The 15,469-nt window shown below is 72.3% G+C and carries 17 protein-coding genes and 1 pseudogene; 9 read left to right on the plus strand and 9 right to left on the minus strand.

Features of this window, described 5'->3' with window-relative positions; genetic code table 11:
• Window positions 1-80: 80 nt before the first annotated feature.
• The gene (locus QUE51_RS16965; RefSeq protein WP_286277498.1) at window positions 81-692 is read left to right on the plus strand and encodes an esterase/lipase family protein; all 612 of its coding nucleotides are present in this window, start codon (window positions 81-83) and stop codon (window positions 690-692) included.
• A 91-nt stretch (window positions 693-783) separates the two neighbouring features.
• Here the strand turns inward: QUE51_RS16965 and QUE51_RS16970 are convergent, their stop codons facing one another.
• Both QUE51_RS16970 and QUE51_RS16975 read right to left on the minus strand, forming a co-directional pair.
• Window positions 784-993 (minus strand): hypothetical protein, encoded by a 210-nt coding sequence (locus tag QUE51_RS16970; RefSeq protein WP_286277499.1) that lies wholly within the window; start codon window positions 991-993, stop codon window positions 784-786.
• Window positions 994-1,128: 135 nt separating this feature from the next.
• A complete protein-coding gene (locus QUE51_RS16975; RefSeq protein ID WP_286277500.1) occupies window positions 1,129-1,506 on the minus strand; it encodes a nuclear transport factor 2 family protein in 378 nt (125 codons plus the stop codon).
• Window positions 1,507-1,575: 69 nt separating this feature from the next.
• On the opposite strand from QUE51_RS16975, the gene QUE51_RS16980 reads away from it, so the two are divergent.
• The 3 genes from QUE51_RS16980 to QUE51_RS16990 all read left to right on the plus strand — a co-directional run bounded on the left by QUE51_RS16980 (window position 1,576) and on the right by QUE51_RS16990 (window position 4,599).
• On the plus strand, window positions 1,576-1,980 hold the full coding sequence (locus QUE51_RS16980; protein WP_286277501.1) for a hypothetical protein: 405 nt from the start codon (window positions 1,576-1,578) through the stop codon (window positions 1,978-1,980).
• Between the two features lie 97 nt (window positions 1,981-2,077).
• The gene (locus QUE51_RS16985) at window positions 2,078-3,781 is read left to right on the plus strand and encodes a hypothetical protein (protein WP_286277502.1); all 1,704 of its coding nucleotides are present in this window, start codon (window positions 2,078-2,080) and stop codon (window positions 3,779-3,781) included.
• The gene (locus tag QUE51_RS16990) at window positions 3,778-4,599 is read left to right on the plus strand and encodes a hypothetical protein (RefSeq protein ID WP_286277503.1); all 822 of its coding nucleotides are present in this window, start codon (window positions 3,778-3,780) and stop codon (window positions 4,597-4,599) included. Before QUE51_RS16985 ends, QUE51_RS16990 begins: the two co-directional genes overlap by 4 nt.
• A 189-nt stretch (window positions 4,600-4,788) precedes the next feature.
• Here the strand turns inward: QUE51_RS16990 and rpsO are convergent, their stop codons facing one another.
• The gene (gene rpsO / locus QUE51_RS16995) at window positions 4,789-5,058 is read right to left on the minus strand and encodes a 30S ribosomal protein S15 (protein WP_286277504.1); all 270 of its coding nucleotides are present in this window, start codon (window positions 5,056-5,058) and stop codon (window positions 4,789-4,791) included.
• Between the two features lie 170 nt (window positions 5,059-5,228).
• Between rpsO and QUE51_RS17000 the strand changes: the two genes are divergently transcribed.
• Window positions 5,229-6,524: an MFS transporter gene (locus tag QUE51_RS17000; protein ID WP_286277505.1), complete on the plus strand. Its 1,296-nt coding sequence runs from the start codon at window positions 5,229-5,231 to the stop codon at window positions 6,522-6,524.
• A gap of 24 nt (window positions 6,525-6,548) precedes the next feature.
• On the opposite strand, the gene QUE51_RS17005 is transcribed toward QUE51_RS17000, so the two are convergent.
• A complete protein-coding gene (locus tag QUE51_RS17005) occupies window positions 6,549-7,079 on the minus strand; it encodes a DUF3558 family protein (protein ID WP_286277506.1) in 531 nt (176 codons plus the stop codon).
• 178 nt (window positions 7,080-7,257) lie between these two features.
• Here QUE51_RS17005 and QUE51_RS17010 point away from each other — a divergent pair, with 178 nt between their 5' ends.
• A complete protein-coding gene (locus QUE51_RS17010) occupies window positions 7,258-7,734 on the plus strand; it encodes a MarR family winged helix-turn-helix transcriptional regulator (RefSeq protein WP_286277507.1) in 477 nt (158 codons plus the stop codon).
• A gap of 21 nt (window positions 7,735-7,755) precedes the next feature.
• On the opposite strand, the gene QUE51_RS17015 is transcribed toward QUE51_RS17010, so the two are convergent.
• Entirely contained in the window at window positions 7,756-8,487 is a 732-nt protein-coding gene (locus tag QUE51_RS17015) for a dienelactone hydrolase family protein (RefSeq protein WP_286277508.1), read from the minus strand.
• A gap of 215 nt (window positions 8,488-8,702) precedes the next feature.
• On the opposite strand from QUE51_RS17015, the gene QUE51_RS17020 reads away from it, so the two are divergent.
• Both QUE51_RS17020 and QUE51_RS17025 read left to right on the plus strand, forming a co-directional pair.
• Complete coding sequence (locus QUE51_RS17020; RefSeq protein ID WP_286277509.1) at window positions 8,703-9,908, plus strand: MarP family serine protease; 1,206 nt, start codon at window positions 8,703-8,705, stop codon at window positions 9,906-9,908.
• A gap of 4 nt (window positions 9,909-9,912) precedes the next feature.
• Window positions 9,913-10,671 carry a siderophore-interacting protein gene (locus tag QUE51_RS17025; RefSeq protein ID WP_286277510.1) on the plus strand — a complete coding sequence of 253 codons (759 nt, stop codon included), beginning with the start codon at window positions 9,913-9,915 and terminating at the stop codon, window positions 10,669-10,671.
• 64 nt (window positions 10,672-10,735) lie between these two features.
• Here the strand turns inward: QUE51_RS17025 and QUE51_RS17030 are convergent, their stop codons facing one another.
• From QUE51_RS17030 to QUE51_RS17045, 4 genes and pseudogenes are all read right to left on the minus strand, one after another.
• Window positions 10,736-11,266 (minus strand): adenine phosphoribosyltransferase, encoded by a 531-nt coding sequence (locus tag QUE51_RS17030; protein WP_286277511.1) that lies wholly within the window; start codon window positions 11,264-11,266, stop codon window positions 10,736-10,738.
• A 99-nt stretch (window positions 11,267-11,365) separates the two neighbouring features.
• Window positions 11,366-11,845 (minus strand): VanZ family protein, encoded by a 480-nt coding sequence (locus QUE51_RS17035; protein ID WP_286277512.1) that lies wholly within the window; start codon window positions 11,843-11,845, stop codon window positions 11,366-11,368.
• A gap of 90 nt (window positions 11,846-11,935) precedes the next feature.
• Window positions 11,936-14,130 (minus strand): annotated as a pseudogene (locus QUE51_RS17040) (HelD family protein).
• Between the two features lie 127 nt (window positions 14,131-14,257).
• Window positions 14,258-14,773 carry a MarR family winged helix-turn-helix transcriptional regulator gene (locus QUE51_RS17045; protein WP_286277513.1) on the minus strand — a complete coding sequence of 172 codons (516 nt, stop codon included), beginning with the start codon at window positions 14,771-14,773 and terminating at the stop codon, window positions 14,258-14,260.
• An 86-nt stretch (window positions 14,774-14,859) separates the two neighbouring features.
• Between QUE51_RS17045 and QUE51_RS17050 the strand changes: the two genes are divergently transcribed.
• Window positions 14,860-15,444 carry an NADPH-dependent FMN reductase gene (locus QUE51_RS17050; RefSeq protein ID WP_286277515.1) on the plus strand — a complete coding sequence of 195 codons (585 nt, stop codon included), beginning with the start codon at window positions 14,860-14,862 and terminating at the stop codon, window positions 15,442-15,444.
• Window positions 15,445-15,469: the final 25 nt, after the last annotated feature.

Here is a 15,469-nt window from a genome sequence, read left to right on the forward strand (position 1 = left end):
CGTCGCCTACTGGCAGGTGCAGGGGTTCCTCTTCCGGGTCGACCCGTCGACCTACCGCTCCCCCGGCGCCACCGGCCGCGGTGCTGCTGCTGCCCGGGATCTACGAGACCTGGCAGTTCATGCGCCCGGTCGCGAACCTGATGCGCGCAAAGGGGCATCCGGTCTACGTGGTGACGAAGCTCGGCTGGAACACGGCGACCATCGCGGCGAGCGCGGACCTCGTCGCCGCCTACCTGGAGGAGCAGGACCTCCGGAACGTGCTCGTCGTCGCCCACAGCAAGGGCGGACTCATCGGCAAGTACGCGATGCTGCGCAAGGATCCGGAGGGCCGCATCGACCGGATGGTCGCGATCTCGAGCCCGTTCTCCGGATCCATCTACGCCCGGTACTTCCTGATGCGCTCCATCCGCGACTTCTCCCCCATGGACACGACGCTCCAGATGATGCGCGAGCACCTCGAGGTGAACGCGCGCATCACCTCGATCTGGGGAACGTTCGACCCGCACATCCCCGGCGGCAGCCGGCTCGAGGGCGCGACGAACATCCTGCTGAAGGCGTCCGGGCACTTCCGCATCTTCGGCACGCGCGAGCTGCTCGACGTCGTGGGCAGGGCGGTCGAGGGAGAGCCGAGCGCCCCCGCTGAGGCGGCGGCGGACTTCCACGCCGCGGAAGGCCCGGACGCAGCCGCCTAGGGGTCGGGATGCGACCGAGTGCGGACGCGCTGCACCCGAGCGGCGCTAGGAGTAGTCGCGGCCTCCCGGTGGGCGCTGCGCCCGAGCGGCGCTAGGAGTAGTCCCGGCCTTCGTAGCCCTCGCGGCGGTACGTGTACTCCGGGGAGCTGAGGTCGAGCTCCCACAGCTCCTCGACGGTCTCCCCGTCGATCTCCACCGACCGGGTGATCGTCCGCTGCGGCTCGCCCTGGATCAGCTCGAGCTCGACCGTCTCGGTCGAGTCCCCGCCGTCGAGGGTCGCCTGGTAGGTGTTCTCAGCCATGGTCCGACCCTACCCCCGGGTGCACCGGGTGTTCCTGGGCGGTGCGTGCGCCGAGCGCGGCGCGTGACGACGAACGCGGGGCGTAGACAGGGCGCGCTCGTCGGTATGGGCCGCGCTCGGCGCCCACGGGCGCGCTCAGCTCACCGAGGGGATCTCCGCCGGCTCCTTCATGTACCACTCGGTGAACGAGGAGGCGCGGCCGTCCTCCTCGAGCACGATCACCCACAGGTTCCGGTAGGTGCGCCCGTCCAGGTACACCGTGCGCCCTTCCACCACCGCGGTCGCCCCTTCGCGAGCGACGGCGGTCCACTCGAACGTCCACTCCTCCGGACCGTCCTGGCGCTCGATCCAGCTCTTCACGATCGCGTCGGCGCCCACGATCGGCTTCTCCCACGGCTCGTAGCGGTACTCGGCGCTCTCCGTGAAGAGGGCGCGGACGTCGGCCTCGTCGTTGCTCGTCCAGGCACGCAGGTAGCCCTCCAGCCAGGCGGTGAGATCAGGGGTTTCAGCCATGCGCCGGTTCTACCACCCCTGCGCCCCGCCGGGAATCCCTCGCGTCCGGTCGGTGTTGTTCCTTGTGATATGGGAAAGCAATTCGAAGAGTTCGAGGACGGCGGAGTCGTCCTCAAGTACCGCCGTCACATCAACGGCCGCGGCCTCGTCGCCATGACAGCCAAGGCCGACCCGTCCGCCTACGTCGCTTCCACCGCCTACATCGAGGCCGACTCCCGGGTCGACCGCGACGTGCGCATCGGCGAGGGCAGCTGGATCGAGCGGGACGCCATCGTGGGCCGGGGCGCTGTGCTCGGCGCGAACGTCCGCGTGGGCGCCGGCTCGGTCATCGGCCCGGGCGCCAAGATAGGCAGCCACTCCCGCGTAGGAGCCGGCAGCACGATCGGCGCCGCCGCCCGCATCCCGCACGACACCCACCTCCCCGCCGGCTCCCGCGTCGGCGCACCGCACACCGGCGACCTCCGCGCGGCGTGATCCGATGGCCGGGCGGCGGATCTCCGGACCTCCGCCGCTTGGCTAATCGCCGCTTCGGCGTCACGCTGGAGTCCTCGGGAGCGCGAAGGAGTGCGACGTGCGGAGGATCGTGGGGCGCGTCGGCGTCCTGGTCGCCGCCGTCGGGCTCGCCGTGGCGGCCCTGCTGAGCGTCACGGTCGTGCCCCACCGGGGACCGGCATCGGTCGCGCAGGACAGCCAGTGCAACGCTCCCTTCCCCGTCAAGCTGTTCCCCGCGGAGCACACGGAGGCGCGGCTGCGCCAGATGGTCGTCTGCTCCAACCGGGCCGGAACGGCCACCATGTTCCTCAACCGGACCCGCGCCGTGTGGCTCGTCACGGAGCCCGCGTCCGGTCCGCTCTATCGGCTGCACACCTCGGACGCCAACGAGTCGTTCCTCGACCTCATCGGCCCGCACAGCCGAGCTATCCCGAGCGGGGCCACGGTGGTCTCGCTGGGCCCGCCCACGGCCACGAGGATCCGCGTCGACGCCGGCCTCACCCTCGCGCAGCTTGCGCACGACCAGCTGGTCGCGGCGCTGGGATCGACGGAGAGCCTGGGCAGGGCCGCCGTCAGCCCCGAGGGCAGCAGCGCACGGCGCGCCCTGAGCACCTGCCTCGCGGCCGTGCTCGCGCAGGTCGACGACCCTCAGCTGGCCCTCCGCTCCCGCGACCCCGCGAACGATCTCGCGGGTGCCGCCGGACGGGCCGCATCGGCGCCGTCCTCCGACTGCGTGCTGAACTGGCTGCAGGCGCAGATCGACGCCGGCGTCCCGAGCGTGGACATCACGCCGTTCGCCTACGACGCGTTCGGCTGGAGCCGCGACTCCTCTTCGCGCGCTACGCGGACTCCGCCGGCGACACCTACCGCGGCGTCTCGGCCGGGGCCGACGCCGAGGCGGCCCGGTGAGGCTGCGGCGGGGCGCCTCCTCCCATCCCCCTCGCTCCGGCCGCTCGGCGGCGGTGGTCGCCGTTGCGGCGCTCGCCGTCGCCGCCGCGCTGGCGGCCGTCACCGTCCCGCGCCAGGAGCCGGCGACCACCCGGCAGGACAGCAGGTGCACGGAGGCCTTCCCGGTCCGGCTCTTCCCCGAGTCGCAGACCGAGGAGCGGCTGCAGCAGCTGCTGGTGTGCTCCAATCGGGCCGGGACGGCCACGCTGACCCTCAACGGGACCCGGGCGGTCTGGGTGATCGACACCCCGACCCCACGTCCGCACCACCGGCTGTTCACCACCGAGGTCGACGAGTCGTTCCTCGATCTTGTCGGGCCCGAGGATCTCGGCCTCGTGAGCCGCGTGGCCACCGCCGTCCCGAGCGGCGCCGCGGTGATCTCGCTCGCGCCCTCCGCGACCACGCGGCTCCGGGTGGACGCCCGGCTGACCGTCGCCCAGCTCGTCTACTACCAGCTCCTCTCCTCCATGGACACGACCAGCGAGCTGCGCAGGACCGCGCTCGCGACGTCCCCCAGCAGCACCCGCCGGGCGCTCGGCAGCTGCCTGCACGCGATCCTCGGCGAGGTGGGCGAGCCGCAACGTGCGCTCTGGGGCGACCCGGTGGCCTCCCTCGTCCACGCCACCGGCCGCGTCGCCGCTGCTCCGTCGTCGGCGTGCGCGCTCGACTGGCTGCAGGCGAAGGTCGAGTGGGGGACGCCCCGGCCGACGGCACCCCGTTCGCCGACGACGTGCTGGACTGGGGAGACGACCGGCGGTTCGCCGCCTACGTCGTCTCCGCGGGCGACACCTACCGAGGCATCTCGGCGAGCGCAGACGTGGCGGCGTCCCGATGATGCGGCGCCGCGGATTCCTCTCCGCCGCGCTGCTCGTGACCGGGCTCCTGGGCGCACTGGTCGGCCGGATGCCGTCGCCGCCTGCAGGAGCACCCGCCGACGAGGGCTGCCCGTCCGCGTTCCCGCACCGGCTGACGCCCACGCCGAGCGGAAGCCTCTACGACCGGTCGCTCGCGGCATTCCTCGTCTGCACGGACACCCACGGCACGCGCACCTTCCTGTCCAACGGCACCGACGCTGTCTGGGTCGTGCGCGCTCCGAAGGACATCCCGATGCAGCGGCTCGGCTCCTCGTCCCTCACGGCGTCGTTCCTCCGCTACGTCGACTCCCCCGTGCCGGTGCTGCCCGCGGGCGTGTCGGTGATCGTTCCCCGCTCCCCCGGCACCCTGGAGCTCCGGATCGATCCGCTCCTGACGGTCGCGCAGCTCGCCCACGACGAGATCGCGGGCTCCCTCGGAGACCAGGAGGAGGGCCTCCTCAACGCGGCGCTCGAGCAGCGCTCGGGCCGGGCGCGAGCAGCGCTGCTCCGCTGCACCGATGCCGTCATCGCCCATCTCGGGGACCCCGAGCCGGTGCTGGCCACCGGAGACCCCGCTCCGGCGATCGGCGCAGCGGCGAGCGAGGTGGCCGCGACGACGAGCGGCTGCGGCGCGGCGTGGCGGGAGGCGAAGACGGCCGCCTTCGTCTCCTCCGAGCAGATCACCTCGTTCGCCTATGACGTCGCCCGCTGGGAGGACGACTCGACCTTCCGGGTGCGGGCCGTGTCGGCGTCCATCGCCTGGTGGGCGCTCGTCACCCCGCCGGGCACGCCCCGCTGAGCGCGGTCGCCGGCTTCCCGCATCACTTCGGACTAACCGCAACCGGAGACCGATGCGGATGGTCCGAAGTGATGCGGTCGGCCGCCTCTGCACGGAGACGCAGAACGGGCCGCCCACCCGAAGGTGGACGGCCCGTCTGGAAGAAGCTCGCGGTGTCCGCGAAGAGCCTGCGGCTCGCCTCAGCGAAAGCTAGCGGCGGAGACCCAGACGCTCGATCAGCGACCGGTAGCGGCTGATGTCGATGTCCTGCAGGTAGCCCAGGAGCCGGCGACGCTGGCCCACGAGGAGCAGCAGACCACGACGCGAGTGGTGGTCGTGCTTGTGCTCCTTGAGGTGCTCGGTCAGGTCCTTGATCCGCTTGGTGAGGATCGCGACCTGGACCTCAGGGGATCCGGTGTCACCGGGGTGGGTTGCGTACTCTTCGATGATCGCCTTCTTGACGTCTGCTTCCAGTGCCATAGATTCGATCCCCTTCCTCTTCGTTGCGCGGTGCTCGTCACCCGATGTGCGAGCTCTCTTGATCCGCGGCCGTTCGACGGCGACGTACGAGCATACCAGGCGCTGAACCCCGCACTGCCGCGGGGCCCCAGTCGGGCGATGACCGCTCCTCGGTCCGACAGGATGGACAGGTGCCGCGCAGCCACCTCCTCGACGTGTCGCCGCTGCGCGCGAACCCGGCCTACGCCCGGATGTGGTCCGGCCAGGCGATCGGCGGCATCGGCGGCCAGCTGACGATCGTGGCCGTCGGCCTGCACATCTACGAGCTGACGCGGTCGACCCTCGCCGTCGCGCTGGTCGGCGTGATCGCGCTGGGACCCACAGTCCTCGCGGGACTGTACGGCGGCGCGCTCGCCGACGCACTCGACCGGCGGCGGCTCGCGATCCTGGCGGCGAGCGTCGCCTGGGCGAGCACCGGGACGATCGCGGTGCTGGCCTGGCTAGGTGCGGAACAGGTGGGCACCCTCTACGTGCTGACGGCCATCACAGCGGCGGCGAGCACCGTGCTCTCGGCGACCTCGGCCGCGATCACGCCCCGACTCCTCCCCCGCGAGCTGCTGCCCGCCGCCTCCGCGCTGGGCGGCATCAGCAGCGGGATCGCCATCACGGTCGGGCCGGCGATCGCGGGAGTCCTCGTCGCGGCGGTCGGCTACGCGTGGACCTACTCCCTCGACGTCGTGCTCTTCGTCGCGGCGTTCACCGGCATCGTCACGCTGCCCGCCCTGGCTCCGGACCCGAGCGCGAGCCGTCCGGGGCTGCGCTCAGTGACGGATGGTCTCCGCTTCCTGACGCGCGCTCCGAACATCCGCATGAACTTCCTCGTTGACATCGTCGCGATGGTCTTCGGCCAGCCTCGCGTGCTCTTCCCTGCGCTGGCGGCGCTCGTCCTCGGCGGCGGCCCTGTGACCGTGGGGCTGCTGACCGCGTCCTTCGCAGCGGGCGCCCTTCTCTCCGGGCTCTTCTCCGGCCGGCTCGGGGAAGTGCGCGCCCACGGCCGGGCGATCGGCTTCGCCGTGGAGGCCTACGGAGCGGCGATCCTCGGCTTCGGGCTCGTGGTCGCCTTCTCGATGCTGCTGGGCGGCAACGTGGGATCGCACGGAGAGCCGGCGTCGACCCTTCCGCTCGTGCTCGCCGGCCTCCTGCTCGCCGCCGCGGGTGCCGCGGACAATGTGAGCGCCGTCTACCGGTCGACGATGCTGCAGGCCGCCGTCCCGGACGTGTACCGCGGACGGCTGCAGGGCGTCTTCATCGTCGTGGTCACCGGCGGCCCGCGGATCGGCGACCTCTACGTAGGGCTCACCGCGTCGCTGGGCCTGCTCTGGCTGCCCCCGGTCGCGGGCGGGGTGCTCATCCTCGTCCTCGTCGCGCTGCTCGTGGCACGGTCGCGCTCGTTCCGCTCCTACGACTCGCTGGCACCCCAGCCCTGAGACGGCGGCAGGCGGCCGACGCTGTCAGAGCCGCCCGGCGACGGCGCGCGCGGCCTCCTCGATGCGCGGCACGTTCTCGAGCGGGTCGTTGAGGAGCACGAGCCGGATCGCCACCCACGTGGTGCCCTTGCGGAAGAAGATGGCGTTCTCCTCCTCGTGAGCCTCGTCACCGATGCCCGGGACGTCGGTGAAGGTGTGCTGCAGGTCCACGTCGACCTCGTAGAACTTCTTGGCCCCCGCGCTTGCGTAGATCTCGACCTGCGCCGTGGGCCCCTCGACGGGACCCGTGTAGGAGCAGGAGGGCTCGCTCGGGTTCCCGGGAACGGCCGGGTCGAGCGGGGTGCCGGCGAGCGCCTCGGCCTCCTGCTGCGGCAGGAGCGCACACGCGTCGAGAGGGGCGGGGGCCGCGGCGGGCGCCTCGCTGGGCGCCGCCGAGGCGGGAGAGTCGTCGAGCGGCCCTTCGCTGACCACGGCGCCAGGGGCCGGCGACGGCGAGGAGCATCCCGCGAGCGCGGCGACGGCGAGCGGCAGCAGGACGAAGACGGTACGGCGCACAGGGCCTCCAAGGTCGGGCACATCAAAGCACCGCACGTGCTCCGGCGGGAGAGGCCTCCGGCCGGGATCCTCCTGTCGGTTCCCTCCCCCAGCGCCGAAGGATCGGGTCGCGCCACCCCGTCCGTGCAAGACTTCCCCGTGATCCCGAGAATTCCTCGGGCGGACGGCAGGAGCAGAGGTGAGCGAGCCCGACGCGACAGGACCTCAGCGCGACGAGGTCGCCGCCCGGCTCGCCCTCGTGCTCGGGCGACTCAACCGCCTCATCCGCCCCACGACCGGCGACCTGACCCAGTCCCAGCTGTCGGCGCTCTCCAGCATCGTGCGCCTGGGGCCGCTCCGCTCCGGCGACCTGGCTCGGATCGAGTCGGTGACCCCGCCCAGCATGACCCGCCTGATGGGCGGCCTCGAGGCGACGGGCCTCGTCGAGCGCACCGCCGACCCCGACGACGGGCGGGCAGCGCTGCTCAGTGCCACGCCCGCGGGCGTCGAGGCGGTCCTGCGTGCTCGCGCACACCGGGCCCGCCGCCTGGGCGTGCTGCTGGCCGGCCTTGACGACGAGGCGATGGACACCCTCGATGCCGCGACCGACATCCTCGAGCGGACGGTGGAGGGCGACGCGCCTCGTCCCGGTTCGCGCGCCGAGCCGAGCGCCTGACCGCCGCTTCCGCCCCGCCTCCTAGGCGAGGAAGTCCAGGGTGCGGCGCCAGGCGTCGTCCGCGGTGTCGGCGTCGAACGTCACCGGATTGGTGTCGTTGAAGAACGCGTGGCCGACGCCGGGGTACACGACAGGCGTGAAGTCGACCCCCGCCTCGGCCATCGCCGCACGCAGCTCCGGCAGCGTCCCGGTGATGCGCTCGTCCTTCTCGCCGTAGAAGGGGAGGACCCGGCCCTGGATGTCGCCGAGCGTCGCGTACGGAGGCGCGGAGCCGTAGAACGGAATCACGGCACGAACCCGCGTGTCGTTGGCCGCGACCGCATAGGCGTAGCTTCCGCCGAAGCAGAACCCGACAGCGGAGATCCGCTCCCCAACACCGCCCTGTGCTGCGAGGTAGTCGACGATCTGCGTGAGCACGTCGATCGCCCACTCCGCGTACTCCGGGGCATGGGCGACGCTGAGCGCCTCCCGCATGCGCGGCTGCGCCGTCGCGCGTGCCCAGTCGTCCGCTCCGAGGATCAGGGACTGCAGCTCCTGCCCCACCTCGGGCGAGACGCCGGCATTGCTGAGGATGTCCGGCGCGACCGCCAGATAGCCTGCGGCCGCGAACCGATCGGCCACGTCCTTGATGTGCGCGACCAGCCCCCACACCTCGGAGATCACGACGACGCCGCCCTTGGGCTCACCATCCGGGTCCGCCCGGTACACGTCGATGGTGCCGCCGGTGGTCTCGAGTTCGACGAGGTGTCCCATGCGTCCATGCTGTCACGTGTGGCGGGCGTCCCTCGGGGCGCCGGCTCCCGCGGCACCCGGCTCCGCTGAGGACGCGAACCGCCTCGCGCCGCGATTCTCGGCGTTCCCGGGGTCGGGATGCGTCACGCTGAGAGTCTGCGCCGAGCGGCCCGAGCAGGAAGGCCCGAGACGGCGAAGGCCTCAGCACGGACGGGCCGAGCGGGAGAAGGAGGGGAATGTCGATCACGCTGATCCTCGACATCCTCCTGACCCTGCTCCTTGTCGGGTACCTGCTGTACGGGTACCGGGCGGGGCTGCTGCGGAGCATCTTCCCCATTGTCGGCGTCATCGTGGGCGGCATCGCCGGCTTCCTGCTGCTGCCGGTGCTGACCTCCATCGTCCCCGACCCGGCCTGGCGCGTGGTCGCGTCGATCCTGCTGGTGCTCGGCCTGATCGCCGTCGGCAACAGCCTCGGCGCTCTCCTCGGCGCGGTCGCCTCGCGCGTCCTCGTGCACGGGCCGCTGCGGCTCGTCGACCGTCTGCTCGGCAGCATCGTCACGGTGGTCGTCGCGGCGCTCGTCACGTCGATGGTCGCCTCGGGCGTCGGCTCGCTCGGCGTCCCCTTCCTCACCGCCCCGATCGCCGACTCGGCGGTGCTGCGGACGATCGGCGCCCTCACACCGGGTCCGGTCAAGGGCGCGATGGCGCAGCTGCGCTCGCTCGTGATCGACGACGGCATCCCGCGCATCACCGAGGCGCTGGGCGGTCCGCGGACCCCGCCTCCTGTGCCCGACGTGGACACCGGCGGAGACGCCCTGCAGAAGGCGTCCCGCTCCGTCGTCCGGATCAGCGGCAACGCCTACGCCTGCGGGCAGAGCCAGACGGGCAGCGGCTTCGTCGTGGCGCCCGGCCGGATCCTCACCAACGCGCACGTCGTCTCCGGCGTCGACGAGCCCGTCGTGGAGACGCCGCAGGACGGCACCGCCGCCGCCCGTGTCGTCTACTTCGACCCGGTCGACGACCTCGCCGTCCTCGCCGTCGACGGCCTCGGCACGCCGCCGCTCCCCCTCAGCGCAACGCTTCCCCCGACCAGCCCCGCCGTGGTCGACGGCTACCCGCTCGGCGGTCCCTTCACCTCCGAGGGCGCCCAGGTGATGAGCGTGGAGACGTTCGACGTGGCGGACATCTACGGCGACAGCGAGACGCCGCGGAACGTCTACACGCTTGCCGCCAACGTGCAGCAGGGCAACTCGGGCGGCCCTCTCCTCACGACCGTGGGGCAGGTGGCCGGGCTCGTCTTCGCGAAGAGCGCCGACACGGCCAATGTCGGCTATGCCATGACCATGGAGGAGCTCTCCCCGTGCTCGCGCAGGCGCCCGTGCTCAGCGATCCCGTCTCGCCGGGCAGCTGCGTCCGGGGTTGAGGCGGAGCGCGCAGAATGAGGGCATGACGGATACCGCGCCCATCGTCCGAGAGTCCATCCGGCATGAGCCGGTCGCCCGCACGCTGCGGGTGGTCCGCACGGAGCGGCTGACCTCCACCATCACTCGGGTGACGCTCGGCGGCGACGAGCTGGCCGGGTTCCGCGCGGTGGGGCCCGAGGACCACGTCAAGCTCGTCTTCCCCTCGCCCGCCGGGGAGCGCATCACGCGCGACTACACGCCCGCCCGCCACTCGAGGGATCGCGGCGAGCTCGACATCGACTTCGTGGTGCACGGCGACTCGGGTCCGGCCACGCGCTTCGCTCGCAGCGCCGCGCCCGGGGATGCGCTCGTGGTGGCGGGGCCCCGGGGATCCCGGCTCGCGCCGCAGGGCGTCGCGAAGTTCGTGCTCCTCGCCGACGAGTCGTCGCTGCCGGCGCTCGCCCGCTGGATCGAGGCGGTCCGCTTCGAGGCCGAGGTCTTCGCGTTCGTGCAGAGCGACTCCGACGACGTGCTCGACTACCCGCTCCCGACCGGAGACCGCGTCGCGGTGACGCGGATCGGCAGGAGCGCGGAGGATGCGCTGGTCGCGCTCGGCGGTCCGGACCTGGACACCGCGTACGTGTGGGCGGCGGGAGAGGCGACCGCCCTCATCCCGGTCCGCCGGCGGCTGCGCGAGCTGGGCCTCGGCAAGGACCGGGCGAAGGTCGACGGCTACTGGCGCGAGGGGGTCGCCGGACTCGACCACCACGCCCCGCTCGACCCCGAGCATCCCGAGGACTGAGCCGGACACCCGGGACGCCCCTGGGTGCGGCGGGCGGGCGGGCGCGGCCGGGCTGACGGGCGGCTCAGCCTTCGGCGACCAGGGCGGCGACCTCGAGGCCCTCGACCGCCGCGCGGCCGCCGAGGCCGGAGAGCTCGATGACGACGGTCGCGCCGACGACGACGTTGCCTGCCTTCTCGAGCAGGCGCCGGGCGGCGGCGAGGGTGCCGCCCGTCGCGAGCACGTCATCGACCAGGAGGACCCGGAGGCCGCTGGCGACACTCGTGCGCAGCTGGAGCTCCGCCGAGCCGTATTCGAGGTCGTACTCCTCCGTCAGCACGGGCGGCGGCAGCTTGCCGGGCTTGCGCAGAGGGAGGACCCCCGTCCCCGCCGAATGGGCGAGGGCGGCGGCGAAGAGGAACCCGCGCGCCTCGGCGCCGGCGACCGCGTCGAAGCGGCCGGCGAACGGCTCCGCCATGGCGGCGACGACGGTCCGGAATGCGGCTCCGTCGGCAAACACCCCTGAGAGGTCCCGGAAGAGGATGCCCGGCGTCGGGAAGTCCGGAGTGGTGGTGGTGAGGCTGCGCACCAGGTCCGCCGCCGATGCGCTCGTCACCCGTCCACGATAGGCCAGCCCACCCCGCGAGGTGGCACGTGGTGCTCTTTCAGACGCCGGGATGGAGCGACGACTGCCGCCTCGGGGAGCGGGTGAGGGTCAGCGCTGCAGGACCGGGTGCCGCTGCTCGACCTGCCGGGCGCGCGCCGCACGGCGCAGCTCGCGCGCCTTCGCCGCCGTGAGGATCAGCACGGCCAGCGCGCCGAGGACCGCGCCGATGCTGTTGGACGTCACATCCCGGATGTCGGCCACCCGCGTCGTGAAGAAGAGCAGCTGGGCGAGCTCGATCGCGACCGAGAGCCCGAAGCCCAGCAGCATCGCGAGCCACCACTTGCCGCGGCCGAGCAGCAGGACGAAGAACATGCCGACCGGGAAGAACATCGCGATGTTCGCGGCGAACTCCACGTCGGCGTAGTCGATCCAGCGCGTCCCGGGGATGCGGTCGAGGATGTCCAGCACGGTCCAGACGAACCCGTCGGTCCCGTCCCCGAACGGCAGCGCGGGCGAGAGCGTCACCCAGCCGACGAAGCCCAGGTAGGCGAACGTCACCACGCTGAGGAGGGGATGGCGCCGGAACATCTCTCCATCCTCTGTCATGCCTCCCGGGGACGCGCGGGGCGGTACCTGGGAGGGTTCGATGAATCGCCGAGCGGGCGGCGACCGCTGTCGCTACTCCGGTGTGACGACGGTGAGGCGCTGGGTGGCGCGCGTCAGCGCGACGTAGAGCGATCCGGCACCCCGGGGCTCGTTGCGGACGATGCCCTCGGGATCCGCGACCACGACCGCGTCGAACTCGAGACCCTTCGCGGTGCGGGGGCCGAGCACCGTGATCTGCCGCGAGAGGGTGTCGAGGCCGCGGCCCACCACCTGGTCGCCGAACGCCGCAGTGAGCGCCGCATGCAGTTGCCCGATGGCGACGTCCGGCGCGATGACGGCGAGCGTGCCCGCCGAGTCGATGCCACGGTCGTGCGCCACGGCGTCCACCACGGCGGCGACGATCTCCGCCGCCGGCACGGACAGCTGCCGCGGCTCCCACTCGGAATCGCGGACGGACCGCGACGGGGTGACCTCGAGGCCGTGCCGGCGCGCCTCGGCCTCGGCGAGCAGGGCGATCTGCGTCGGCGTCCGGTAGTTGACCGTCAGCTCCTCGAGCCGGAAGTCCGAGGTCAGCGGCTTGACCGCGTCGGCCCAGTTCGACGCGGCGGACATCGAGCTCGCCTGCGCGATGTCGCCCACGATGGTGAACGAGCGCAGGGGGCGCGCCGGCGCAGCAGACGCCACTGCATGGGCGAGAGCTCCTGGGCCTCGTCGACGACCACGTGCCCGTACGTCCACGTGCGGTCGGTCACCGCGCGCTCGGCGGCCGTCAGCCGAGGACCCGACGCGGCGAAGTTGTCGGCGAGCGCCTCGGCGCTCACCATCCCTTCGACGCCCATGTTGCGGATCGCGTTCTCGGCGTTCTCCAGATCGAGCTGGCGCTGCCGCCGCGCTGCGGCCTCCTGCGCTCCGGAGGCGCTCGGCGCATCGCCGAGGAGCTCGGCGGCCTCGTCGAGGAGCGGGACGTCCGACACCGTGAAGGGCGCGTCGCGTCGGCGTGCGAGCAGGCCGCGACGGCTCTCGGGCCAGGTGGGGGTCAGCGAGGCGAGCCAGGACGGGCGCGAGTACAGGTCGCCGAGGAGCTTCTCGGGGCTCATCGGCAGCCACGCCGTGTTGAGGAGCACCCGGACGTCCTCGCTCGAGCGGAGGTCCTCGCGCAGCATCCGGAGGTCGTCGTCCTCGAGCGTGTCGCCGTCCTCACGGAGCTGCGACGCGAGCGCCGCGGTGAGAGCGGAGAGCGCGTGCGACACGAAGGTGACGCGGGCCTCGTTGTGCGGCTTGCGGGTGTCCTGGGCGCGGCGGATCGCGCGGGCGATGAGCTCGGGCTCCACGACGAGCCGCTCGCCGTTCACCTCGATCGTGTGCGGCTCGGCGGGCGGGACCTGCCGGGCGAGGACCGCGCGCTTCAGCAGCTCGGCCATCCGTAGCGAGCCCTTGAGCGCGGCGGTGGCCGGCGGATCCTCCTCCTGGGTGTCGTGCCCCGGGTAGAGCTGGCCGACGCTCGAGAGCACGACGCCCGTCTCGCCGAGCGAGGGCAGCACCTGCTCGATGTACTGCAGGAAGCTCCGCGACGGGCCGACGACGAGCAGCCCGGAGGAGGACAGCCGCTCGCGGAAGGTGTAGAGGAGGTACGCGGCGCGATGCAGCGCCACGGCCGTCTTGCCCGTGCCCGGACCGCCCTGGACGACGAGCACTCCGCGGAGGTCCGACCGGATGATCCGGTCCTGCTCGGCCTGGATGGTGCCGACGATGTCCTGCATGCGACCGGTACGCTGCGCGGTCAGCGCCGCCATGAGCGCGCTCTCCCCCGTCAGCGGGCGATCCGAGTCGTCGGCGGTCGCGCCGAACACCTCGTCCTCGATGCGCGTGACGGCGCGCCCCTCCGTGCTGAGGTGACGCCGGGCCCGGATGCCGAGCGGCTGCGCGGCGGTCGCCTGGTAGAACGCGCTCGCCTGCGGCACGCGCCAGTCGAGCAGCAGCGGCTGGAGGTCCGCGTCGCGGAGGCCGATACGGCCGATGTAGCGGAGGTCCCCCTCCTCGGTCTCCAGTCGGCCGAAGGCGAGCCGGTCGTCGACCTCTCGCAGCTGCGCGATCCGGTCCTCGAAGATGCGCGCCATGGCGTCGCGCTCGGACCGGTTCTGGTGCGTTCCGCCGACCGGGGCGAGCCGCACCCGGTCCAGCTCGCGGGCCGCCTCCGCCTTCACGGCGTCGAGGCGGGCGTAGAGGAGCGAGAGGTACGCCTGCTCGCGATCGAGCTCCCGCGCCATGCCCGCATGCGCGGTGCTGGAATCGGTGGTCACGCCCTCACCCCGCCCTCGTGGTCCACGCACGTCCGCGCGCAGTGCTCCGGTTCGCGCTGTCCGCACGAAAACCGGGGATCGAGTCTACCGGGGTTCAGGAGGCGGTCTGCTGTTCCTGCTCGCCATTCAGGATCTCGTCGGCACGCGCGCAGGAGGCCGGGTTGGCGATGTCGACGATCCGCTCCGAGAGCTCATTCAGCGTCGCCTTCTCCGCCGGCGTGAGGACGTCGAAGAACAGGCGTCGCAGCTCGGTCGCGTTGCCGCGAGAGGCCCGGAGCACGGCGCGCCGGCCCTCGGGCAGGAGGACGACCCAGGTTCCCCGGAGGTCCGTCGGACACTCCCGGCGCTCGAGCAGCCCGCGCGCCACCATGCGCGTGACCTGGTGGGACACCCGGCTCTTCTCCCAGCCGAGGAGCTCGCCGAGGTCGCGGGCCCGGAGCTGGTTGTCGGCGGCACGGAAGAGCGACAGCAGGATCTCGAAGTCAGGACCGGAGATGCCCGCGTCGGCGTGCAGCCGCTGCTCGACGGCGCGGTCGAGCTCGCGGCGCATGGCCTGGAAGGCGCGCCAGACGGACCAGTCCGCCTCGCCGATCTCGCTCACCTCGCTCATGCGCCACACGTTACACCCGTGAAGTTGACATGTCACCCACCTGGCGCATAATGGTGACACGTCATCCAACAACGACTAGGAGAACCGTGTCCGACCTCAAGATCGCCGTCATCCTCGGCAGCACCCGCCCCGGCCGGAAGGGCGAGCCTGTGGCCTCGTGGGTTCTCGAGCAGGCGTCGACGCGCACTGCCGCAAGCTACGAGCTCGTCGACCTCGCCGACTTCCCGCTGCCCCACCTCGACGAGGCGATCCCGCCGTCGATGGCCCAGTACTCCAAGGAGCACACGCTCGCCTGGTCGGAGAAGATCGCCGCCTACGACGGCTACATCTTCGTGACCCCGGAGTACAACCACAGCACGTCGGGCGTCCTCAAGAACGCGATCGACTACCTGTACACCGAGTGGAACAACAAGGCGGCGGCGTTCGTCGCGTACGGCACCGTCGGCGGCGCGCGCGCCGTCGAGCACCTGCGCGGCATCTCCTCCGAGCTGCAGCTCGCGCACGTCCGCCAGCAGCTGAGCTTCTCGCTCTTCACCGACTTCGAGAACTTCAGCACCTTCGCGCCCGGGCCCCAGCACGCGGCCTCGGCTCAGGTCATGTTCGACCAGCTCGAGGCGTGGGCCGGCGCGATGAAGACCGTCCGCCAGCCGGAGGTTGCGGTCGGCGCCTGACCGGAGGAACCTGAAGGGGTTCGCT

It is taken from the genome of Naasia aerilata (assembly GCF_030296595.1).
GTDB classification, from domain to species: Bacteria; Actinomycetota; Actinomycetes; order Actinomycetales; family Microbacteriaceae; genus Naasia; species Naasia aerilata.